The sequence below is a fragment of the Coprococcus sp. RTP21204st1_G4_RTP21204_210225 genome (assembly GCF_040915385.1).
In the GTDB taxonomy this organism is placed as follows: Bacteria; Bacillota; Clostridia; order Lachnospirales; family Lachnospiraceae; genus Allocoprococcus; species Allocoprococcus comes.
The window spans coordinates 282731-299418 of sequence record NZ_JBCPDP010000002.1 but is presented as its reverse complement, the minus strand read 5'-3'; the positions used below and the strand labels follow the sequence as shown (position 1 = coordinate 299418).

Here is a 16688-nt window from a genome sequence, read left to right as displayed (position 1 = left end):
CAGGGAGTTTCCGCTCCCTGTATATCACAATTTCATTCAGTTTTACAGACGCTTTCTTACCTTCATGATTCCACAGTAACACACGCCGCCTAACGCTCCGCCGACTGTGTTATAGAAGATGTCTGATAGCTGGAATGTACCCAAGCGAAGCAATAATTGTAGCGTCTCAATACTTACAGAAAAGACAAATGCTATCTTACCGCTTTGCCACAGTATCTTCTTCCAGCCGTTTTCTATCTTCTCCCCGAATGTCCACGCAACTACTGCTGAAAATGGCACCATCATAATTACGTTCTCGATGCACTCGGTGGTCAGTTGCTGTTCACCATTCACGGTCTCCCAGATCCCCCAACCGCCCATGACTTTGGATAATGGATTCATCCACAAATCGCGATTTAACAGAGTTCGGAATAGAATAAGTGAAGTCACGAACGCCAATAGAAACAGCTTCCGAAAGAATACACTCTCTTTGAATTTCTGATACCATGTCACTATGGCACTCTTCCATCCTTTACCTGCTGCGGAAGGTTCATACGCATACAGGTAGAAAAACATGGCAAGGAAGGAAAGCAGGAGTGAAAATCCAAATGGCTCATAGAGAGCAGTCAGGATGTTTGTGAGGATCTTTCCGAGTAAATCAATCGTTTCTTTCACCGCTGTTTACAGATCACTGAACAGGTCAGCCTTGTACACACCGTTCTCCAACATCTCCTTGAAACTGCCCTTTACTGCTGCGACATCTTCATGGTAGGTCATACCATACCATGTATCATTGGTTTTCAGAACCTTCACTGACATCTTTCCCTGCTCCAGCAGTTCGCCGATGAAGATAGGGATCAGATACTCTGCTTTCAGCGGATTGCCCGGAACTTCTTTCTCAAAGAACTCTTTGAAGCCTTCCTCCAGAACATCCAGAAAATCAGGAGTCAAGCCCCACATATTCATGGATACCAGAGAATTCACATCAACAACCACACCGTCTGCCTCTGCTCCATTTGCAGTCTTTACAATGTTCTTGGTCTCCACAACCTCAGTCAAGTTGTTATCCTCATCCATCTTGCAGATACCGCGAGTCACACCGCCATTATCAGACAGCGTGTTCTTCAGAACGAAACCAGCCATGCAGGACTTGCCGCCATTCACCAGATACTCATGAACAGCCTTGAAGCCTTCCTTGCCATAGTAATCATCTGCATTGATCACAATAAACGGAGTTTTAATCACGTCCTTCGCTGCAAGCACAGCCTGACCGGTTCCCCACGGCTTTGTCCGGCCTGCCGGAATTTCTCCCGGAATATCGTTGATATCCTGAAAAGCGTAATCTACAGTTACATTGTGAAAGGAGCAAATAGCGGCAATTCGATCACCAATAACCTCCTTGAACTCCTTCTCGATATCCTTACGGATAATAAATACCACATGGTTGAAGCCAGCCTCAATCGCATCATGGATTGAGTAGTCCATGATGATATGGTTTGCATCATCGACTGGTTCCAACTGTTTTATTCCTGTTCCAAATCGGCTACCGATTCCGGCCGCCATGATAAGTAATGTTGTGTTCATAATTTCTTCCTCTTTTCTTGTTTTCACATTTTTACTCTAATTTCAATTAATTTTTGATGATTATTTCTCGATACGACCGATTTTTAATACCGGTAAATTGACCAAAGTTAGGTTTGAGCACTATATGCTAACAATCACGATAAATTCGCCTTAATTATCCAGCAAATTGCTCTTTGTCTTGGAAGCCAAAACGAAGCATCCTTTTATAGCACAGAAAAATCTAATTCTTAGTAATTCTATCACTGTACACGTAGCGTAAACAGAAGCAATAGAAAAATAAAAGCATAAAATAAATATTATTACATTGTCAGTCGGAACATTAATGAATATATTTTTAAATACCAAGTCGTTAAAGTAGTTATTATTATGGATTAAATAAACACCAAATGTCGCAGATGAAAGTATTCTAAGTTCCTTTTCCTTAAGCAAAAAATTTTTAAAATCAATTTTCAGAAACAACATAAAAAGAACAACTGCCATAAAAATGATATTCGGTGCATTATAAGAGTACAATCGTCCCCATATATTTATCCCATATTTCTGCATCAGTAGTTTTAGCACAGATGTAATCAATACATCACTAATCAAAAGGAGCTGTAACGTCTGTCTACTAAATCTTTCTTCCATTCTATATTTCTTGATTCCAGCACCAAGTATATATACTATCGCAAGCCACCATACTGAAAAGCCTCGATTCAAGAAAAAAATATCATCCTTTATAAAAAAAGCATAAAGCGAAAACAACAAAACAACATTAAATATATCCTTTTTAAATTCCTGTTCAGAACAAGATGTAACAATTGCATTGAGAGTAGGCATTAAAAAGAATAGCCCCACATAAGCCGTGAAATACCAATATTGGTTTGTTGATATCGGAAAGAAGCTTTTGCACACAGATAGTAATGTAACTTTTTGGGGGAATACAATATTGAACAGCACTGCAAAGAAAGCGGAATAAAAGCAAACTTCCACCCACAAGCCTGCTAATTTATTCCAACGCTTTTTACCATCTGTTAATAGGTAGCCCGAAATCAAGGCAAAACAATTAACAGCACAAATCGAAATTGTATGATTAAGTGACACAAATAGAGAAAGAAACAGATTGGCTTCGCTCAATTTTATAAAACCGCCGTAATCCATGCAATGTAATGCAACTACCAGCAACATTGCAACAATTCTAATCATATCTATATTAGAATTACGATTATTTATTTTCCCCCCTTCCATTATAATTTCCCCTTCTTAAACATCTCATAATATGTTTGTGAATAATCTTTTGGAATAAGGTATTTATTTGATAACTTATGGATTGGAGTTATTTTTTTCAGTGTTTCCCAATAGCCCTTTTCATATTTTTTAAAGAAGACTTTTCCAAGCATGTGCGAAATTGCATCTGGCATAAACACTATGTCTTCAAACAAATCTTTATAGTACGGAATTACCAGTGTTGTAAATAAGTGCCATTGGAAATAGTCTCTTACTTTATTTTCTTTTTCCCAATAGTAATAATTAATGTCCCTCAAAGTTTTAAGAATCGGATAATCTCTTTTGGAATATATAAAATAATTATTATAAACTCTAGTTATATCCTCAGAATCATCAATAGCATACATGAAAATATCTTTTTCATAGACCCAATCAGGAATTGGCCCAGATAGAAAAATGGTGCTATCCATCCAAAGACCGCCGTAGCGAATCAGCAACTCCATCCTAAGAAAATCCGACATTTTCGTATCAGTAATTAATCCCCTCTTCCATTTTTTTAGAATATGTTCCGGGAAGTCAACATACTGATCCATGTTTTCCTTTGTGATGACAATTATCTCTTTATCCGGCATATTCCGTTTAACCGACGCATAACATCTTTTAACTAATTCCGGAGCATTTTCCATTCCTTGAAACCAGCAGATCCAAATATATTTATCTCCACTAGCGTCACATTCTTCCGCTTTTTTATATAAGAATTCACCTATCTTACGACTATAGTTCTTATCTAAATATTGATAGACCTTATTTTTTATTTCAAGTCCTGCAATGTTTCTGTTAGAATACCCGAATAAATTAAGAATTTCCGTAACTATCCTATATTTCAGATTTCCTTCCTGTAGAGCTCTCTTTATTTTTTGACTGTCCACACCTACACCTCATTTTACCTTTTAAGCAATTTATTTAACAGTAACATAAAATTATTCCTAGAAAAATATAACACTAATACAAATAATATAATTTCAATGAAAGTCTCTCTCAACAAGCTTAGCCCAGCAATTTGCACTACCGCTTGCAGTAATAGTACAAAATAGTTGAGAGCGTCTTTTTTTATTTCAACAGTAAATTCAAACAGTTTATAGGATTTATAAAGTCTAATAAGCCAAACTGTAAAATAAGACATTAGCGTAGCAAATGAAGCGCCCAATGCATTAAAGAAAAATGTTAGTGGAATATTCAGCATAATATTGATACATGCCCCTGAAAATGAAGACATCGCATTAATTCTAGATTGCTTCACTGCTGCAAACATCCCCCCCAGTAGACCACACATTCCACCGAACACCACAGAAATCATTAGAAATGGAGCAAACTTCCAGGCATTATAAAAATCATTTGCAAACAATATCTTCGCAATCAATTTATTAAAAACAAGTAACCCTGAACAAACAACAGTCATACCTGTATTGTAAATTTTATATACATTTTCATAAAAATCTGTAGTCTTAGTTTCATCATTCTCTTTTACTGCTGACAATAACCACGCTTGATTAAATATATTTTGAAAAAGATTTAGTACGGAAGGTATTTTATATGAAACAGAATAAATACCAGTTATCGATGCTCCACAAAATGCCATTACAATATATCTATCTGAAGCATTATTAATCCACCAAGAAATCGTATCAACAACTAGAGGTTTACTGTAATCTGTCATTTCCTTCTGAAGATTTCTTTTATTATTTGGCTTTCTCCAATAACTCCATAATTTCAGTTTTAAAATCAAATAGAAGGATGGAATTATATTAGACAAGCAATATGCAAACATATATCCTTCTAAACCTGCTTTGATGAGAAGAAGAAATATAATATTTGATCCCAATAACGTTACAGAACTTATAATGCCAGCAATCGCAATATCAGTTATTTTTTCTATACCTCTGCAATACTGAGACAAGTAATCGTAAAGGATGTTACTTGAAAACATTAAAATAATAATTCCAGTATAGTCGACAAATATATTTAGAGCGCCTACATATTTATTGCAGATAAAGGCGCTCGAAAATATGATAATAGCAAATAATATGTACAGAATACCAACGCTAAATACATCCTTTTTATCTTTATCCTTATCCAACGCAAACCTCAAAGCTGCACTGCTGATATTGATAGACAAGATAGGTATACAAAGCGATACAGTTGTTTGAGCTAAATCGAATACACCGTATTGCTCTGTAGACAAAACACTCGTATACAGAGGAATTAATAGGAAAGCCAGGATCTTACTTCCCAAGTTACTTAAGGTTAGTACACCTATATTTTTTATTAAATATAAATATTTCGACATTATCTTCCTTCCTCTACCTCTGTATCATACATTTTGATTATTACAACCATAATTATAAATAATATAAGCGTCGCATTTGTTGTAAAAATAGATGACCCCAAAGAATGAATTGCAATAAATAACAAACAAGAAATTGTTACTGCTTTTAATTCTTTCCTTAAATTCGATTTCATTACAAAATAAAAAAAGTTCACAAATATTATAAGTGCTATAATCAAGCCCAAAAAACCGAACTGTCCAATTATAGTGGGCCAATAATTATCATTTAAAAAAGAGGTATCAGTTTTACTCATTCCATACTTATTATTAAACCCATAGAGCTGATATAACGGCGAGTAGTAACTTGCTGCAACAGGACTTCCATACGTCGCAAAACCACTACCCAATGGAAAATACGCTAACGCCGTTTTTAATCCATAATTTAAAAGAACAAGTCTAGGTGCTGTGTCATTTAGAAAATAGTTTTGTATCTGAAATTGTCCGAAAATAATGCAAAACAGCAGTAGCACAACATACACCCATTTACCAATCTTTTCTCGATCCCTTTTAAAATAGTATAATATAAACAGAATCGTTACTGACCAAATAATTGACGGTCCTTTTAAGGTGAGTATCATTTGAACTATTGCAATTAGAATGTACCTCAAATCATATTTTCTCGACAAAATAATCAACAAAGCGCAAAGAACTAAAATTGAAAACAAGTGCTGAAAACCAACTATAAAGTAAAACGATTTGATGCCATTTCTCTCATACTCTGTCATTCCAATATTTAAAAATTGCGAAACAAGTGCACAAGCCAGTCCACTCCAAAGGAAGAACTTTGCCATAGGTGTTAATATTCTAATTATCTCTTCACTATTGTGTTCATTCAATAAAAAATACATTCCTATGGGGCAAACAATAATTTTCGACAAGGTAAGTATGTCTAAACAGACTGCAAACTTGTCTGGCTGCACTTTATTTAGGACTGTACTAGCAATTCCGATCAGCCCTATTAATACAAAAAGAAAAATTATATTTCGAATACACTTATCTATGTATGCGCATCTTTTAATTGTTCCTAAGACCATATATGGCAACAGTAGAATTGTCACAAGCTCATCTGCGTATTGCAAAATCGGAACATAGTCTACTAAAAATACAGCAGATATTAAAGACAATATCACTATTAATGGAAAAACTGTGCTTTTATATATTTTCATACGCACCCTCCTTTATTACTTGGTTTCATCTCGCATATATATGTTTGAATTTTTGTTCCCAAGTCAAGTTTGCATTTGCAAAGTCCTTTCCATTCAACCCGAGGCGTTCTCTCAACCCAGCATCTTTAATCAGTCTAGTTAATGCACAACAAAAGTCTTGCTTTATTTCTTCTATATTTTGGTTTGTATCTATAAAAATACCACAATCATGTTCCTTTAGCATAGAGCTAAAGCTAGTATCAAACGCTACAATGGGAACTGCATATGCCATTGCTTCCAGTAATACATTACCACTTGTTTCTCTCAAGCTAGGAAGAACAAAAATATCCGCTGTCTTATAAGCTTCCGAAATTTGATTCAAAGGTCTATTTCCCAATAGGTTTATATAATTTGCCACAGCACTATTTTCTATTTTCTTTTCAATACTTTCTCGATCTGCTCCATCTCCATATATATCCAATTCCCAAGACAGATCATTTGGCATATAACTTAAAGCATCGACTAAAAATGCAATTCCTTTTTTTCCGATTAACCTTCCGACAAAAACTATTTTGCAAGTTTGATTATTCCGTTTATAATAATCTATATTTCTATACTCTTCTCTCAGAGCCAATTCTGGCAGCAATTCTACGCTTTTACCAACTATTTTTTCTATTTGAATTTGTGTTTCCTTATTAATACAGTAAATAGCCTTATACTGTTTGATGGCATTTCTATAAAATGGATTCCATGAACAGCTTTTATTAACAAATTCTCTAAATGCAGCAGCAAATTGATTTTTTTCATAGACCTTCAATGACTTAGGTGTGACCTGTGCACCACCCATTGGTCCCCAAATCACCTTTGCACCTTTAGCCTTATACATCTCACTTGGAATCCTGTAATCATTCATAGTAACATGATGGATTACATCAAAACGGATTCCTGAATGTTTAACCCAAAGCCATGCCCAATGCTGCCATAAAATATAATACATATGATGAAAAGCGGAATGCTTTTCTCTGAACCAGTTAAGTGCGTCAGGAACATCTACAATAACCAATTCAACATGTTGTATATTAAATTCTTTGAGACCTCTTCTCGTGTCCTTCTCATTGAATTTCTTGGTAAGAAGGATTATTCTATCGCCTTTTTTATAGTTTTTCTCATACTGTAAAACCCAATTCCAGCCAATACTATCCTCAGATCCCTTATAAGGATTCACGCTATATGCAGAAATAAGATAATTCATCATTTCACCTCCCAAGAATCAGTGTTGAAAGCATATGATTTTTTCTAACGACATATTTAGACAGAAAAATTGGAGCAATCAATCCAAAAATCAGCATCATCCAAGCATATACTAAATAATCAAATCCTAAGATTTTGCCACATACAACAAAAATCGCTTGCTGCACATAATACCCAATCATATATATATCCATTCCATAATCACCTAGCAGCATCCATAACTTTTCTCCACAATGGTAATGTTCAATCTGCACGGCAATAACAAAAAGCAGAAATACACCAATAACGGTTACTGCGGTTGCCAAAATCCAATACTGAAACCTATAGATTCTAACAAACGCAAGCATCATATACCCTGCGGAAACAACCGCTATCATCACTATTCCTTTTACTGACATCAGAAGTTCGGAATTCTTTATTTTTTCATAAAGGTATTTTCTTGCAATACTTCCTGCAAAATAAATCCATGCATAGCTGAAGAAAAATCCCACGATATAGCCAGATTGTTTGAAGACAACTGTGTTTAACACATATACTACAAACATAACACCCGCTAAAACTGTACGACTCACGCTATCGAATAAAATTCCAAAAATAGAAATAACAAACAAAGCATACAGAAACCAAAGACCACCATTCGGATTGTTTCTTCCAATTAAAACATCTACTGCAAGAGTAGAATAATTAAGTGGATTCCTTGCAAATGCTCCAAATAATAGCTTAAGCAATGCAGTGACAACTGTTAAAAAGAAATACGGCACCATCAGCCGCTTAGCTTTTTTTACAATTGCTTGTTTCTTTTCGCTAATGCTACGTCTTTTCTCGCCTTCAAGAAATCCACTAATAAAGAAAAAAGCTGGCATATGAAAACAATAAACAAAACTTTTTATAAAGCCCAAAATAGTCGGTGTTTCTGTCGGATTAAAAGAATGTCCAATGACGACGCAAAGCACAGCCATTCCACGCATTATATTTATTTCATTAAAATATTGTTTTTTACTTTTTTCCATCGTCAAGCCTTTCTCTTTCTATCTCCAAAAATTGTTCTACCCTTTGTTTTGTAGAAAGTTTGTATCTGTATTTCATGCAGTTTTCAATATACATTTCACTGTTAGAAACCACATCATTCAAATCGGATTCATCCCACTGCTTCTTCGCAATGCCAAGTTGATAATCTTTGATATAGGTAGAATTTAGCGGAACGTCTGTTGTGACAATAGGCGTTCCAACAGCAATCGCTTCTACGATGGAAATCATATTGTTGTCTTTCACCGTATTAACGAGCAACGCCTTTGACTTAGACAAAATCGGGAGTAGTTCATCGTGTGTCATCTTTCCTGTGAAAATTACATTCGGAGCAATTCCCAAAGTCTGTGCCATCCTCTGAAGTTTTTCTTTCAACTCCCCTTCGCCTATAATGAATAACTGGCATGTGGAATTGTACTGATCCAGATACTTGGCAAACTTTTCAAGGATTCCATCGATTTTCTTTCGCTCAATCAGTTGCGAACAAACCACAAAACTGTTATCTTTCTCTGTAGATGCTTTAAACTTATCGAGGTTGACACCATGATCGATTACATTTACATCCGTGTTCATGCAGTATTTCTTCACAAAGTTCCTTGCCTCAACTGAACGCGCAACAACCTTTGCGTTTCGCATGAAGAGTCTTGCTATAACTCCATACCATATCTTTGAAGGAATTTTCTTCATAATGGCATTATGCTTTGCAAGTTCATGCCAGATAATTGTCTTGTCTGGTGCTGCTCGATATGCCATCAACGAATTCAGCGAGAATACTTCGCTTGTAATAATCAAATCGTATTCTGTACGATGTTGTTTTACATACTGATACGTCTCTGGCATAAACGGCAAGCAGTGCGACATGCAGACTTTTTGGCACTTACACTCCCACCACAGTACCTCAAATGGATATGTTTCGCTTTTTGTCGGTTTGAACGGCTCTCCTCCAACCAGCGTTACAGAATGACCCATTTCATGGAAAGCCAAGCAAAAATCATACATCATTGTGTCTTTTATTGATGCAGCTCTTTTTATATTTTTTGTTTCCGATGTGTACATAATCGGATTAATAACAAGTACTTTCATTAAATATCTCCTATCATCTACTGACAGAAGACATTTAGTTACTTAATCAATCGAATTACTGTGCTTTACTCCATCGTGAATGCAAAAACAATCCACCCGGTATGCACGCTGTTGCAAGAACTTTATGTCTTGATTTGCGAATCAAGTCGCAAATCTTGACTCCAGCAAATCTCCCATATACAATATACTGTAGTCCACCCTTGATTCTATATCTTGTCTTTAAGTCGGACTCCATGAATTCCTCTGCTCGATGCATACACCCAACTGGCGAAGCAATATTATACTTACGCCGATTATTGGTTAATCCATCTTCAAGATAATTTCCGACGTAAATGGCTTTATTAATATGTACCATCTCATATTTTCTAGCCATTCTAACCCAAACAAGATCTTCCCCAAGGAATTTTTCATTCGGATATTCGGGAAAAGGGAATTCCTTCAAGCAATGTGTTTTGAACACCTCTGCCTTATCTGCGCCAGTGTCATCACCGTTTACGTGCACATCGATATAGGAACCTATTTTTTCATTGACATCAAACTTCTTGCCATTGACTTTACCATCAGGGAACGCTCTGAGAAATGCATATCCACAGATATTGTTTTGTGACCTGTATTTCTTGTGAATCTTCAGTATCGACTCAACTGCATCATCTGTCACATAGTCATCTGAATCAACTATAAAGGTAAGTTCGCTGCAAATGGTCTGTATTCCTACATTTAAAGCCGTGTGTTTTCCTCCATTACTCTTATAGATATATCGTATTGGAAAATCACTATTTTCTTGTAACTGAGTAATTAGATTTTTCGTACCATCAAGTACTTCCGTCATCAACTACAAGCCACTCAAAATCTTTTACAGTTTGCTTTTGCAGTGAATCCCAGAGGCTTTGTAATCGCCCTCCGATTAAAGGTAGGGGTTAAAACTGTTATCATCATAGTTATTGTTTTCCTTATTTATTCTCCATCTGCTGTGCTGCGATATCAGCATCCACGATTTCCTCACCGGTCTTATGCTTCAGCTGTTCCTTAGAAGCTTCACTCAGACCGTTGTTGATCACGCAGTTCATATCGCAGGTGCTGCACTTATCCAAATCCTCTTTAGTAACTTTGCCGTCGCGGTAATCACGGCAAATCTTCAGCTCATACATGCTGTACGGATGCTTGGTAAACAGAGCCTTAAACTTGTGAACAAGAACCCAGGTAGCCGGCTTCCAGATGTACTTGTGCATCGCAGGACTTACGCTGCCGATCATCCAGCAGTCACGGTCGCAGCAACGAACCTTTGCACGAACTTTCTCTGCTTCCGGGCTGTTCCACAGCTCGTCCCAAGTCTGGTTGTTCAGGTTGCCCATGACCTCTTTGTCCTTGGTGCCATTGCAAGGCATAACATCGCCATACGGATCGATGAAGAAGGTATCGAAACTCATGTCGCAAGGCAGCAGACGCTTCTGGCCGTAGATGTAGTTGATCAGACCGTGATTAAAGTATGCACGGAACCACTTCTTCGGGCTGTTGCTACAGAGCAGTTCGTTGACCAGATTTTCAAAGTTCTTTGCGACCATCGGACGGTCGTGGATGATGTTCTTGGCCTCAACGAAATAGAAGCTGTTATGCAGGGAAGCGGTTGCAAACTCCATGCCCATCTCGTTGGAAATCTTGTACAGCGGAACCAGGTCAGGAGCATTCTTGTCCTGAACGGTCATACCAAAACCGACATCCTTCATGCCCATTTCACGCAGCTTCTTCAGTGTGCCGTAACCACGCTGGTAGCCGTTCTGCAGGCCACGAATCTCATTGTTTGTCTGCTCCAGACCCTCGATAGAGATACGAATACCGATCTGAGGGAACTCCTTACACAAATCAACGATACGATCTGTGAAGAAACCGTTCGTGGAAATAACGATACGGTCAGACTTCTTGTACAGTTCACGCACGATATCCTTCAGGTCGGTACGGATGAACGGCTCACCACCAGTGATGTTGGTAAAGTACATCTTCGGCAGCTTCTTGATGGTTTCAATGCTGATTTCTTCTTCCGGCTTGGAAGGTGCCTTATAACGGTTGCACATGGAGCAACGAGCATTGCAGCGGTAAGTGACGATAACCGTACCATTCAGTTTCTTTTCGTTATTGTTAGCCATTTTTCTAATACCTCTATCTCTCTTTTTATCTATAAACTTTCATAATTTTCTCGTAATACTCATCAATGGTATCGAAGCTGATGTCCTTGCAGTTCGCACTGTACTCCGCACACAGCTTCTTATCACCCCAGAGCTTCTCTATCTTTCTCTTCAAATCTTTCCCGTTACCGCTTTCAAACAGCTCGCCGGTCTTGCCAACCTGAATCAGCTCCGGGATACCTCCGATGTTCGCTCCCAGCACCGGCGTACCATACATCTGGGATTCCATCACAGAGAACGGGCAGTTCTCATACCACTCAGAAGGGTAAATGGAGAACCGTGCCTCACGGATCAGCTTCTCCAGTACCTCGCCTTTCTGGAAGCCAACGTTCTTGATGTTCTTAATACCATTTACTGTCTCTTCCAGCGGGCCAATACCGGCGAAGATGAACTGCACATCCGGCAGTTCTTTACAGACCTTGATGAGCGTGCCGATACCCTTCTCCTCCGAGAAGCGGCCGAAGTAAAGGACGTAGTCCTTCTTTTCCGTTTCCTTCCATTCCACCTTATCGATGAAGTTGTGCATTGCCTCGGTCTTCGTCGCAAACAGCGGGTTGCTGTCCATCTTGCTCTTCATGAACTCCGAGCAGCAGATCATGGTGTCAATGTACTTATAGGTGCCCTTCCACTTCCAGAATTCAGCCTCCATCATGCCGATGGCAGATTTCGCCGTGGAACCGTGAATGCACTTGCCTTTCATGCAGTTCACGAAATGACCACCGAGGCACTTCTCACAGTTCTGGTGGGTGTTCGGATCGTTCAGCATGTGGTTCGGGCAGACAAGCTGATAGTCATGTGCCGTGAAGATGATCTTGCAATCCCTTCCGGTCTCCTTGCGCCACTTCACGATTTCCAGAATGATGGAAGGTGTCAGCTGGTAGTTAAAATTGTTCAGGTGACAGACATCCGGCTTGAAGTCGTCCAGAACTTTTCTCAGTTGTACTCTTGCTTCCTTACTGTAAATAGTTTTGATCGGGTAAGTCAGCTTGCTCAGTTTGCTGCCGCCGTGGAAGTCCATATCAGATGTATAAGCATTGACACGGTTGCCCACACAGCGGCCTTCGTGTTCCATACCAAAGTACTGAACCTCGTGTCCGTGCTGCTCCAGTGCCTCACCCAGCTTAAATATGTACGTCTCCGATCCGCCATTCGGATATAAAAATTTATTTATTATTAATACTCTCATCGGCTCTTCTCCCCATACAATGCAAGTGTTTTATCCACTACTTCATCCCAGTTGTATTTTGCACAGATAAAGTCGGCTGCCTGTTCTTTTAACTTTCCTACCTTCCGAATATCATCGCATGCGTCCTGCAGTTTTTCTGTCAGGTCCTTGATATTGGATTTTCGGAATATGATTGCTTTATCTTCTACCACCTCGGTACATTCCGGTATATCAGATACCAGACAAGCATTTCCATAACTCATGGCTTCCAGAAGACTTAATGGCATTCCTTCCAGATCAGACGGCAGCGTATAGATGTAAGCGTTGCTGTATAATTCATCCAGCATCGCTCCCTGCACAAATCCGGTAAAGAGAATCCGATCGTCACCCTTCGCCAGTTCTTTCAATTCCTTCATAAAGGAATCTGTATCACTGGAACCGCCTGCGATGACCAGCTTTTTATCTGTTTTGACATCCTTGAACGCTTCAACCAAATACCGGATACCTTTTTCCGGTACCAGTCGACCAAGAAATAATATGTAGGAATCTTTCGTCAGTCCAAATTTTTCTGTTATTAAACCAGCTTCTCGGGTTTCTGGTCTGTTCACTCCATTCGGAACGAAATGTGTCTCCCTGCCATAGGTATCTCTGAAATAATCCTGAACACCTTTACTCAGAACAATGATTTCATCTGCATATTTTACAGCATTCTTTTCACCCTGACGGATGAATTTAGAGCCAAATCCTGACTTCCATTTTTCCCGTTGCCAGTCTATACCATGAATGGTAACCACAACCCTCTTTCCAAACATCTTTGGAATCCATGAAAAAAAAGCTGGACCTTCTGCATGGATATGTACCACATCATATTTTCCAAAAGCACTGTACAGAGCAGCAAAGAAAGAGGAACTCACCGCTGCAAGACCTTTTCCTTCAATAGTTGGAACAAATTTCTGTCGGATTCCATCATATTCAATTTTATTGTCATACTCTGCACCACTCACATGATGACCAGATCTGTTGTAACAGGTAACCTGACATCCATCTCGTGCCATTCTGGTGCACAGTTCTTTTACAACAATCTCTATCCCGCCCTCACGGGACAGTCTTTTTTGTCCGAACATGGACACTGCAAATTTATCTTTCATAATGTTCTCCAACCAATATTGTCCCCTCTACTCCTTTATATCTATGTACTTTTGTTGAGTAGACATTTCTGCACTCTACATACTTAAAAAAAGTAGCCTTTTCAGCATTTCGTATGCTTTTTATTGACCTTTTACAACAATCCTACTTCGATCCAACCTTCCCCAGCACAACAGCCACGGTCTTAAACAGAATCATAATATCCAACCCCGGACTCCACTTTTTAATATACTCAGTATCCAGTCTTACAACTTCTTCAAAGTCTGTGATATTACTTCTTCCGCTGACTTGCCACATACCGGTAAGTCCCGGCTTGAATGCCAGTCTGGAGCGGTGATGCATCTCGTATTTCTCCCACTCGTCCACTGTTGGCGGTCTGGTTCCTACAAGGCTCATGTCACCTATGAGTACATTCCAGAACTGTGGGAATTCATCCAGAGAGTAATCACGGATAAAATTTCCGATTCCCTTGATGATACGTGGATCATTATCCATCTTGAACATCATACCATCTTTGATATCGTTCTGCGCCATCAGCTCTTTCTTCCGCTCTTCTGCATCCATATACATGCTTCGGAATTTATAAATGTTGAATTTTTTGCCATTTTTTCCGATTCGCACCTGTTTGAAGAAGATCGGTCCCGGTGACTTAATATAAATGATTGGTGCTACAAATATAAAAATGATACCTGTCAGTAGCATTCCAACCAGTCCTCCGCAGATATCCATCGTCCTTTTGAAGATCAGCTGACCGGCGCTTACCATATTGATGCTGGTCGAAAGCACCGTATATCCTTCCAGCTTTTCCACAATCTGATTGGAAGAATCATCCGCAACTCTTGCCAGCTTGATATGTATGGTAATTCCCATGATACCGAAATTTTTGATCATTTTATCCGGAAGCGCAAGCTCTGTCGGAATGCTGAAAAGTGCTTCATCCACCCAGTTCAACTGTGCAAAATCTTCAATCGCACTCTCTCCACAAAATACCGGGAATCCATGATAATTTGGAATTTCATTTTCTTTTGCATCAATAATTCCAATTCCCATTACATGAAACTCACTGTAGGGATTGCTGGTAAATGCCTCCACAATTTCTCTATAATTCTTTTTTCCACCGATCAGAAGGATCGCTCTTTTCCCTGATGCAGGGCCTCTGTGCTTGGAAAGCCATTTTTTCAACAAAATCCTTCCTATATATAATACGCAGATCGATATGATTGGGAATGCAAATATAACAACTCGTGAGTAATTGCTCGACTCTTTCATTGCAAACAAATAAGCAATCACACACACGGTCACGATGATTGCGTGCTTTGCGACTGCCTTAGTCTCCAACCAGTACCCTCTTCTTAAGATGCCCTTGTAACTTCCCATCATCAGTCCCACAACCAGATCAATCGCCGCTATCGCAAAAAACACATTCCGGTAAAGCGGTGCTTCTCTGTAATATGCAGTCCCATGATATAACCAGTGAGCAAGTAAATAAGATAATTCCAACAATATTAAATCTAACAAAATAAAATCCCAGTGTTTTAACCAACTGGAAGTTTTCTTTCTGTACATAAGTGAACCCAACCCTCTTAAACATTACTTTCGTAATTTTTCTTCTCTAACATTTATAACATATTTCGTATAAAAGGTAAAGCAATCTCCATGTACAATTCTCTTTTTCGACATTTTATCGACTTTCCGCACAAAAAAGCCATTAGTTTTATGTACTTTTTTCTAAAAACTAATGACTTTTTAATTATTTATCAATTATTGTATTTTCAATTATAGATTTTTACCCTTTCCATACAACAATCACCTTTTTTGCTGCTGCAATCTGATTTCTGACAGATTTTCTACTTTGTCAGTGCAATAATTGCCTTCACCACATCGTCAATTCCCATCTCAGAGCTGTCGATCAGCGTTGCATCTTCAGCCTGCTTAAGCGGTGCGATCTCTCTTGTCATATCGCGCTCGTCTCTTTCCTGGATATCCTGCCTGATCTGTTCAAAATCACAGGCTTCTCCTTTTCCTTCCAGTTCTTTGAACCGGCGCATTGCGCGGCATTCTACACTTGCAGTCAGATACACTTTAACGTCCGCATTCGGAAGTACATTGGTTCCGATATCTCTTCCGTCCATAACGACATCTTTTTCTTTTGCAAGATTCCTCTGCAGATCCAGAAGCTTTGCACGGACTGCCGGTACTGCCGAGCTTACGGATGCCATATTTCCAACCGCTTCCTCACGAAGCTGTGAAGTGATGTTTTCTCCATTCAAATAGACTTGCTGCACACCATTTTCATAACCAAGCTCTACCTTTGCATCCTCGCATGCCGCCTCGATCTTCTCTACTTCTCCCGGTACGATCCCTTTTTTCAGAAAATGTACGGCAAGTCCGCGGTACATTGCCCCGGTATCTACATAGATGAATCCCAGTTCCTTTGCAACCAGTTTTGCGATCGTGCTCTTTCCGGCACCTGCCGGTCCGTCAATTGCGATATTATATCCCATTTTATATCCTCCCTGTTTCACTCACATTTTCCT

Annotated in this window: 15 protein-coding genes; all 15 read right to left on the bottom strand. The window is 38.8% G+C overall.

The annotated features are described in order from the left end of the window. Positions 1–42 precede the first annotated feature (42 nt). On the bottom strand, positions 43–654 hold the full coding sequence (locus tag AB5213_RS03130; protein WP_368276309.1) for a VanZ family protein: 612 nt from the start codon (positions 652–654) through the stop codon (positions 43–45). A gap of 6 nt (positions 655–660) precedes the next feature. Next, positions 661–1563, bottom strand: a complete 903-nt coding sequence (locus AB5213_RS03125) for a sugar phosphate nucleotidyltransferase (RefSeq protein ID WP_368276308.1) — start codon at positions 1561–1563, stop codon at positions 661–663. Between the two features lie 150 nt (positions 1564–1713). Beyond that, positions 1714–2790 carry an acyltransferase gene (locus AB5213_RS03120; protein WP_368276307.1) on the bottom strand — a complete coding sequence of 359 codons (1077 nt, stop codon included), beginning with the start codon at positions 2788–2790 and terminating at the stop codon, positions 1714–1716. Continuing rightward, positions 2790–3698 (bottom strand): capsular polysaccharide synthesis protein, encoded by a 909-nt coding sequence (locus AB5213_RS03115; RefSeq protein WP_368276306.1) that lies wholly within the window; start codon positions 3696–3698, stop codon positions 2790–2792. Before AB5213_RS03115 ends, AB5213_RS03120 begins: the two co-directional genes overlap by 1 nt. Before the next feature lie 14 nt (positions 3699–3712). After that, complete coding sequence (locus AB5213_RS03110; protein WP_368276305.1) at positions 3713–5116, bottom strand: oligosaccharide flippase family protein; 1404 nt, start codon at positions 5114–5116, stop codon at positions 3713–3715. Continuing rightward, on the bottom strand, positions 5116–6321 hold the full coding sequence (locus AB5213_RS03105; RefSeq protein WP_368276304.1) for a hypothetical protein: 1206 nt from the start codon (positions 6319–6321) through the stop codon (positions 5116–5118). The genes AB5213_RS03110 and AB5213_RS03105 overlap by 1 nt, the downstream gene beginning before the upstream one ends. A 25-nt stretch (positions 6322–6346) precedes the next feature. Continuing rightward, positions 6347–7555, bottom strand: coding sequence for a glycosyltransferase family 4 protein (locus tag AB5213_RS03100; protein ID WP_368276303.1), 1209 nt, complete (start codon positions 7553–7555; stop codon positions 6347–6349). A 1-nt stretch (position 7556) separates the two neighbouring features. Beyond that, positions 7557–8561, bottom strand: coding sequence for an acyltransferase family protein (locus AB5213_RS03095; RefSeq protein WP_368276302.1), 1005 nt, complete (start codon positions 8559–8561; stop codon positions 7557–7559). Continuing rightward, a complete protein-coding gene (locus tag AB5213_RS03090) occupies positions 8548–9417 on the bottom strand; it encodes a glycosyltransferase (RefSeq protein ID WP_368276301.1) in 870 nt (289 codons plus the stop codon). The genes AB5213_RS03095 and AB5213_RS03090 overlap by 14 nt, the downstream gene beginning before the upstream one ends. Positions 9418–9715: 298 nt before the next feature. Further along, positions 9716–10489 carry a glycosyltransferase gene (locus AB5213_RS03085; protein WP_368276330.1) on the bottom strand — a complete coding sequence of 258 codons (774 nt, stop codon included), beginning with the start codon at positions 10487–10489 and terminating at the stop codon, positions 9716–9718. Between the two features lie 121 nt (positions 10490–10610). Beyond that, a complete protein-coding gene (locus AB5213_RS03080) occupies positions 10611–11801 on the bottom strand; it encodes a radical SAM/SPASM domain-containing protein (protein ID WP_368276300.1) in 1191 nt (396 codons plus the stop codon). Between the two features lie 25 nt (positions 11802–11826). Next, positions 11827–13026 carry a glycosyltransferase gene (locus tag AB5213_RS03075; protein ID WP_368276299.1) on the bottom strand — a complete coding sequence of 400 codons (1200 nt, stop codon included), beginning with the start codon at positions 13024–13026 and terminating at the stop codon, positions 11827–11829. After that, complete coding sequence (locus AB5213_RS03070; RefSeq protein WP_368276298.1) at positions 13023–14153, bottom strand: glycosyltransferase family 4 protein; 1131 nt, start codon at positions 14151–14153, stop codon at positions 13023–13025. Before AB5213_RS03070 ends, AB5213_RS03075 begins: the two co-directional genes overlap by 4 nt. 142 nt (positions 14154–14295) lie before the next feature. Beyond that, positions 14296–15717: a sugar transferase gene (locus AB5213_RS03065; protein ID WP_055296749.1), complete on the bottom strand. Its 1422-nt coding sequence runs from the start codon at positions 15715–15717 to the stop codon at positions 14296–14298. 281 nt (positions 15718–15998) lie between these two features. Then, a complete protein-coding gene (gene cmk / locus AB5213_RS03060; RefSeq protein WP_055247106.1) occupies positions 15999–16655 on the bottom strand; it encodes a (d)CMP kinase in 657 nt (218 codons plus the stop codon). Positions 16656–16688: the final 33 nt, after the last annotated feature.

Excerpts from the sequence above, each read along its gene's own strand:
- AB5213_RS03125 (WP_368276308.1), bottom strand. The coding sequence starts at position 1,563 with ATGAACACAACATTACTTATCATGGCGGCCGGAATCGGTAGCCGATTT.
- AB5213_RS03120 (WP_368276307.1), bottom strand. The coding sequence starts at position 2,790 with ATGGAAGGGGGGAAAATAAATAATCGTAATTCTAATATAGATATGATT.
- AB5213_RS03110 (WP_368276305.1), bottom strand. The coding sequence starts at position 5,116 with ATGTCGAAATATTTATATTTAATAAAAAATATAGGTGTACTAACCTTA.
- AB5213_RS03105 (WP_368276304.1), bottom strand. The coding sequence starts at position 6,321 with ATGAAAATATATAAAAGCACAGTTTTTCCATTAATAGTGATATTGTCT.
- AB5213_RS03100 (WP_368276303.1), bottom strand. The coding sequence starts at position 7,555 with ATGATGAATTATCTTATTTCTGCATATAGCGTGAATCCTTATAAGGGA.
- AB5213_RS03095 (WP_368276302.1), bottom strand. The coding sequence starts at position 8,561 with ATGGAAAAAAGTAAAAAACAATATTTTAATGAAATAAATATAATGCGT.
- AB5213_RS03090 (WP_368276301.1), bottom strand. The coding sequence starts at position 9,417 with ATGCCAGAGACGTATCAGTATGTAAAACAACATCGTACAGAATACGAT.
- AB5213_RS03085 (WP_368276330.1), bottom strand. The coding sequence starts at position 10,489 with ATGACGGAAGTACTTGATGGTACGAAAAATCTAATTACTCAGTTACAA.
- AB5213_RS03080 (WP_368276300.1), bottom strand. The coding sequence starts at position 11,801 with ATGGCTAACAATAACGAAAAGAAACTGAATGGTACGGTTATCGTCACT.
- AB5213_RS03075 (WP_368276299.1), bottom strand. The coding sequence starts at position 13,026 with ATGAGAGTATTAATAATAAATAAATTTTTATATCCGAATGGCGGATCG.
- AB5213_RS03070 (WP_368276298.1), bottom strand. The coding sequence starts at position 14,153 with ATGAAAGATAAATTTGCAGTGTCCATGTTCGGACAAAAAAGACTGTCC.
- AB5213_RS03065 (WP_055296749.1), bottom strand. The coding sequence starts at position 15,717 with ATGTACAGAAAGAAAACTTCCAGTTGGTTAAAACACTGGGATTTTATT.
- cmk (WP_055247106.1), bottom strand. The coding sequence starts at position 16,655 with ATGGGATATAATATCGCAATTGACGGACCGGCAGGTGCCGGAAAGAGC.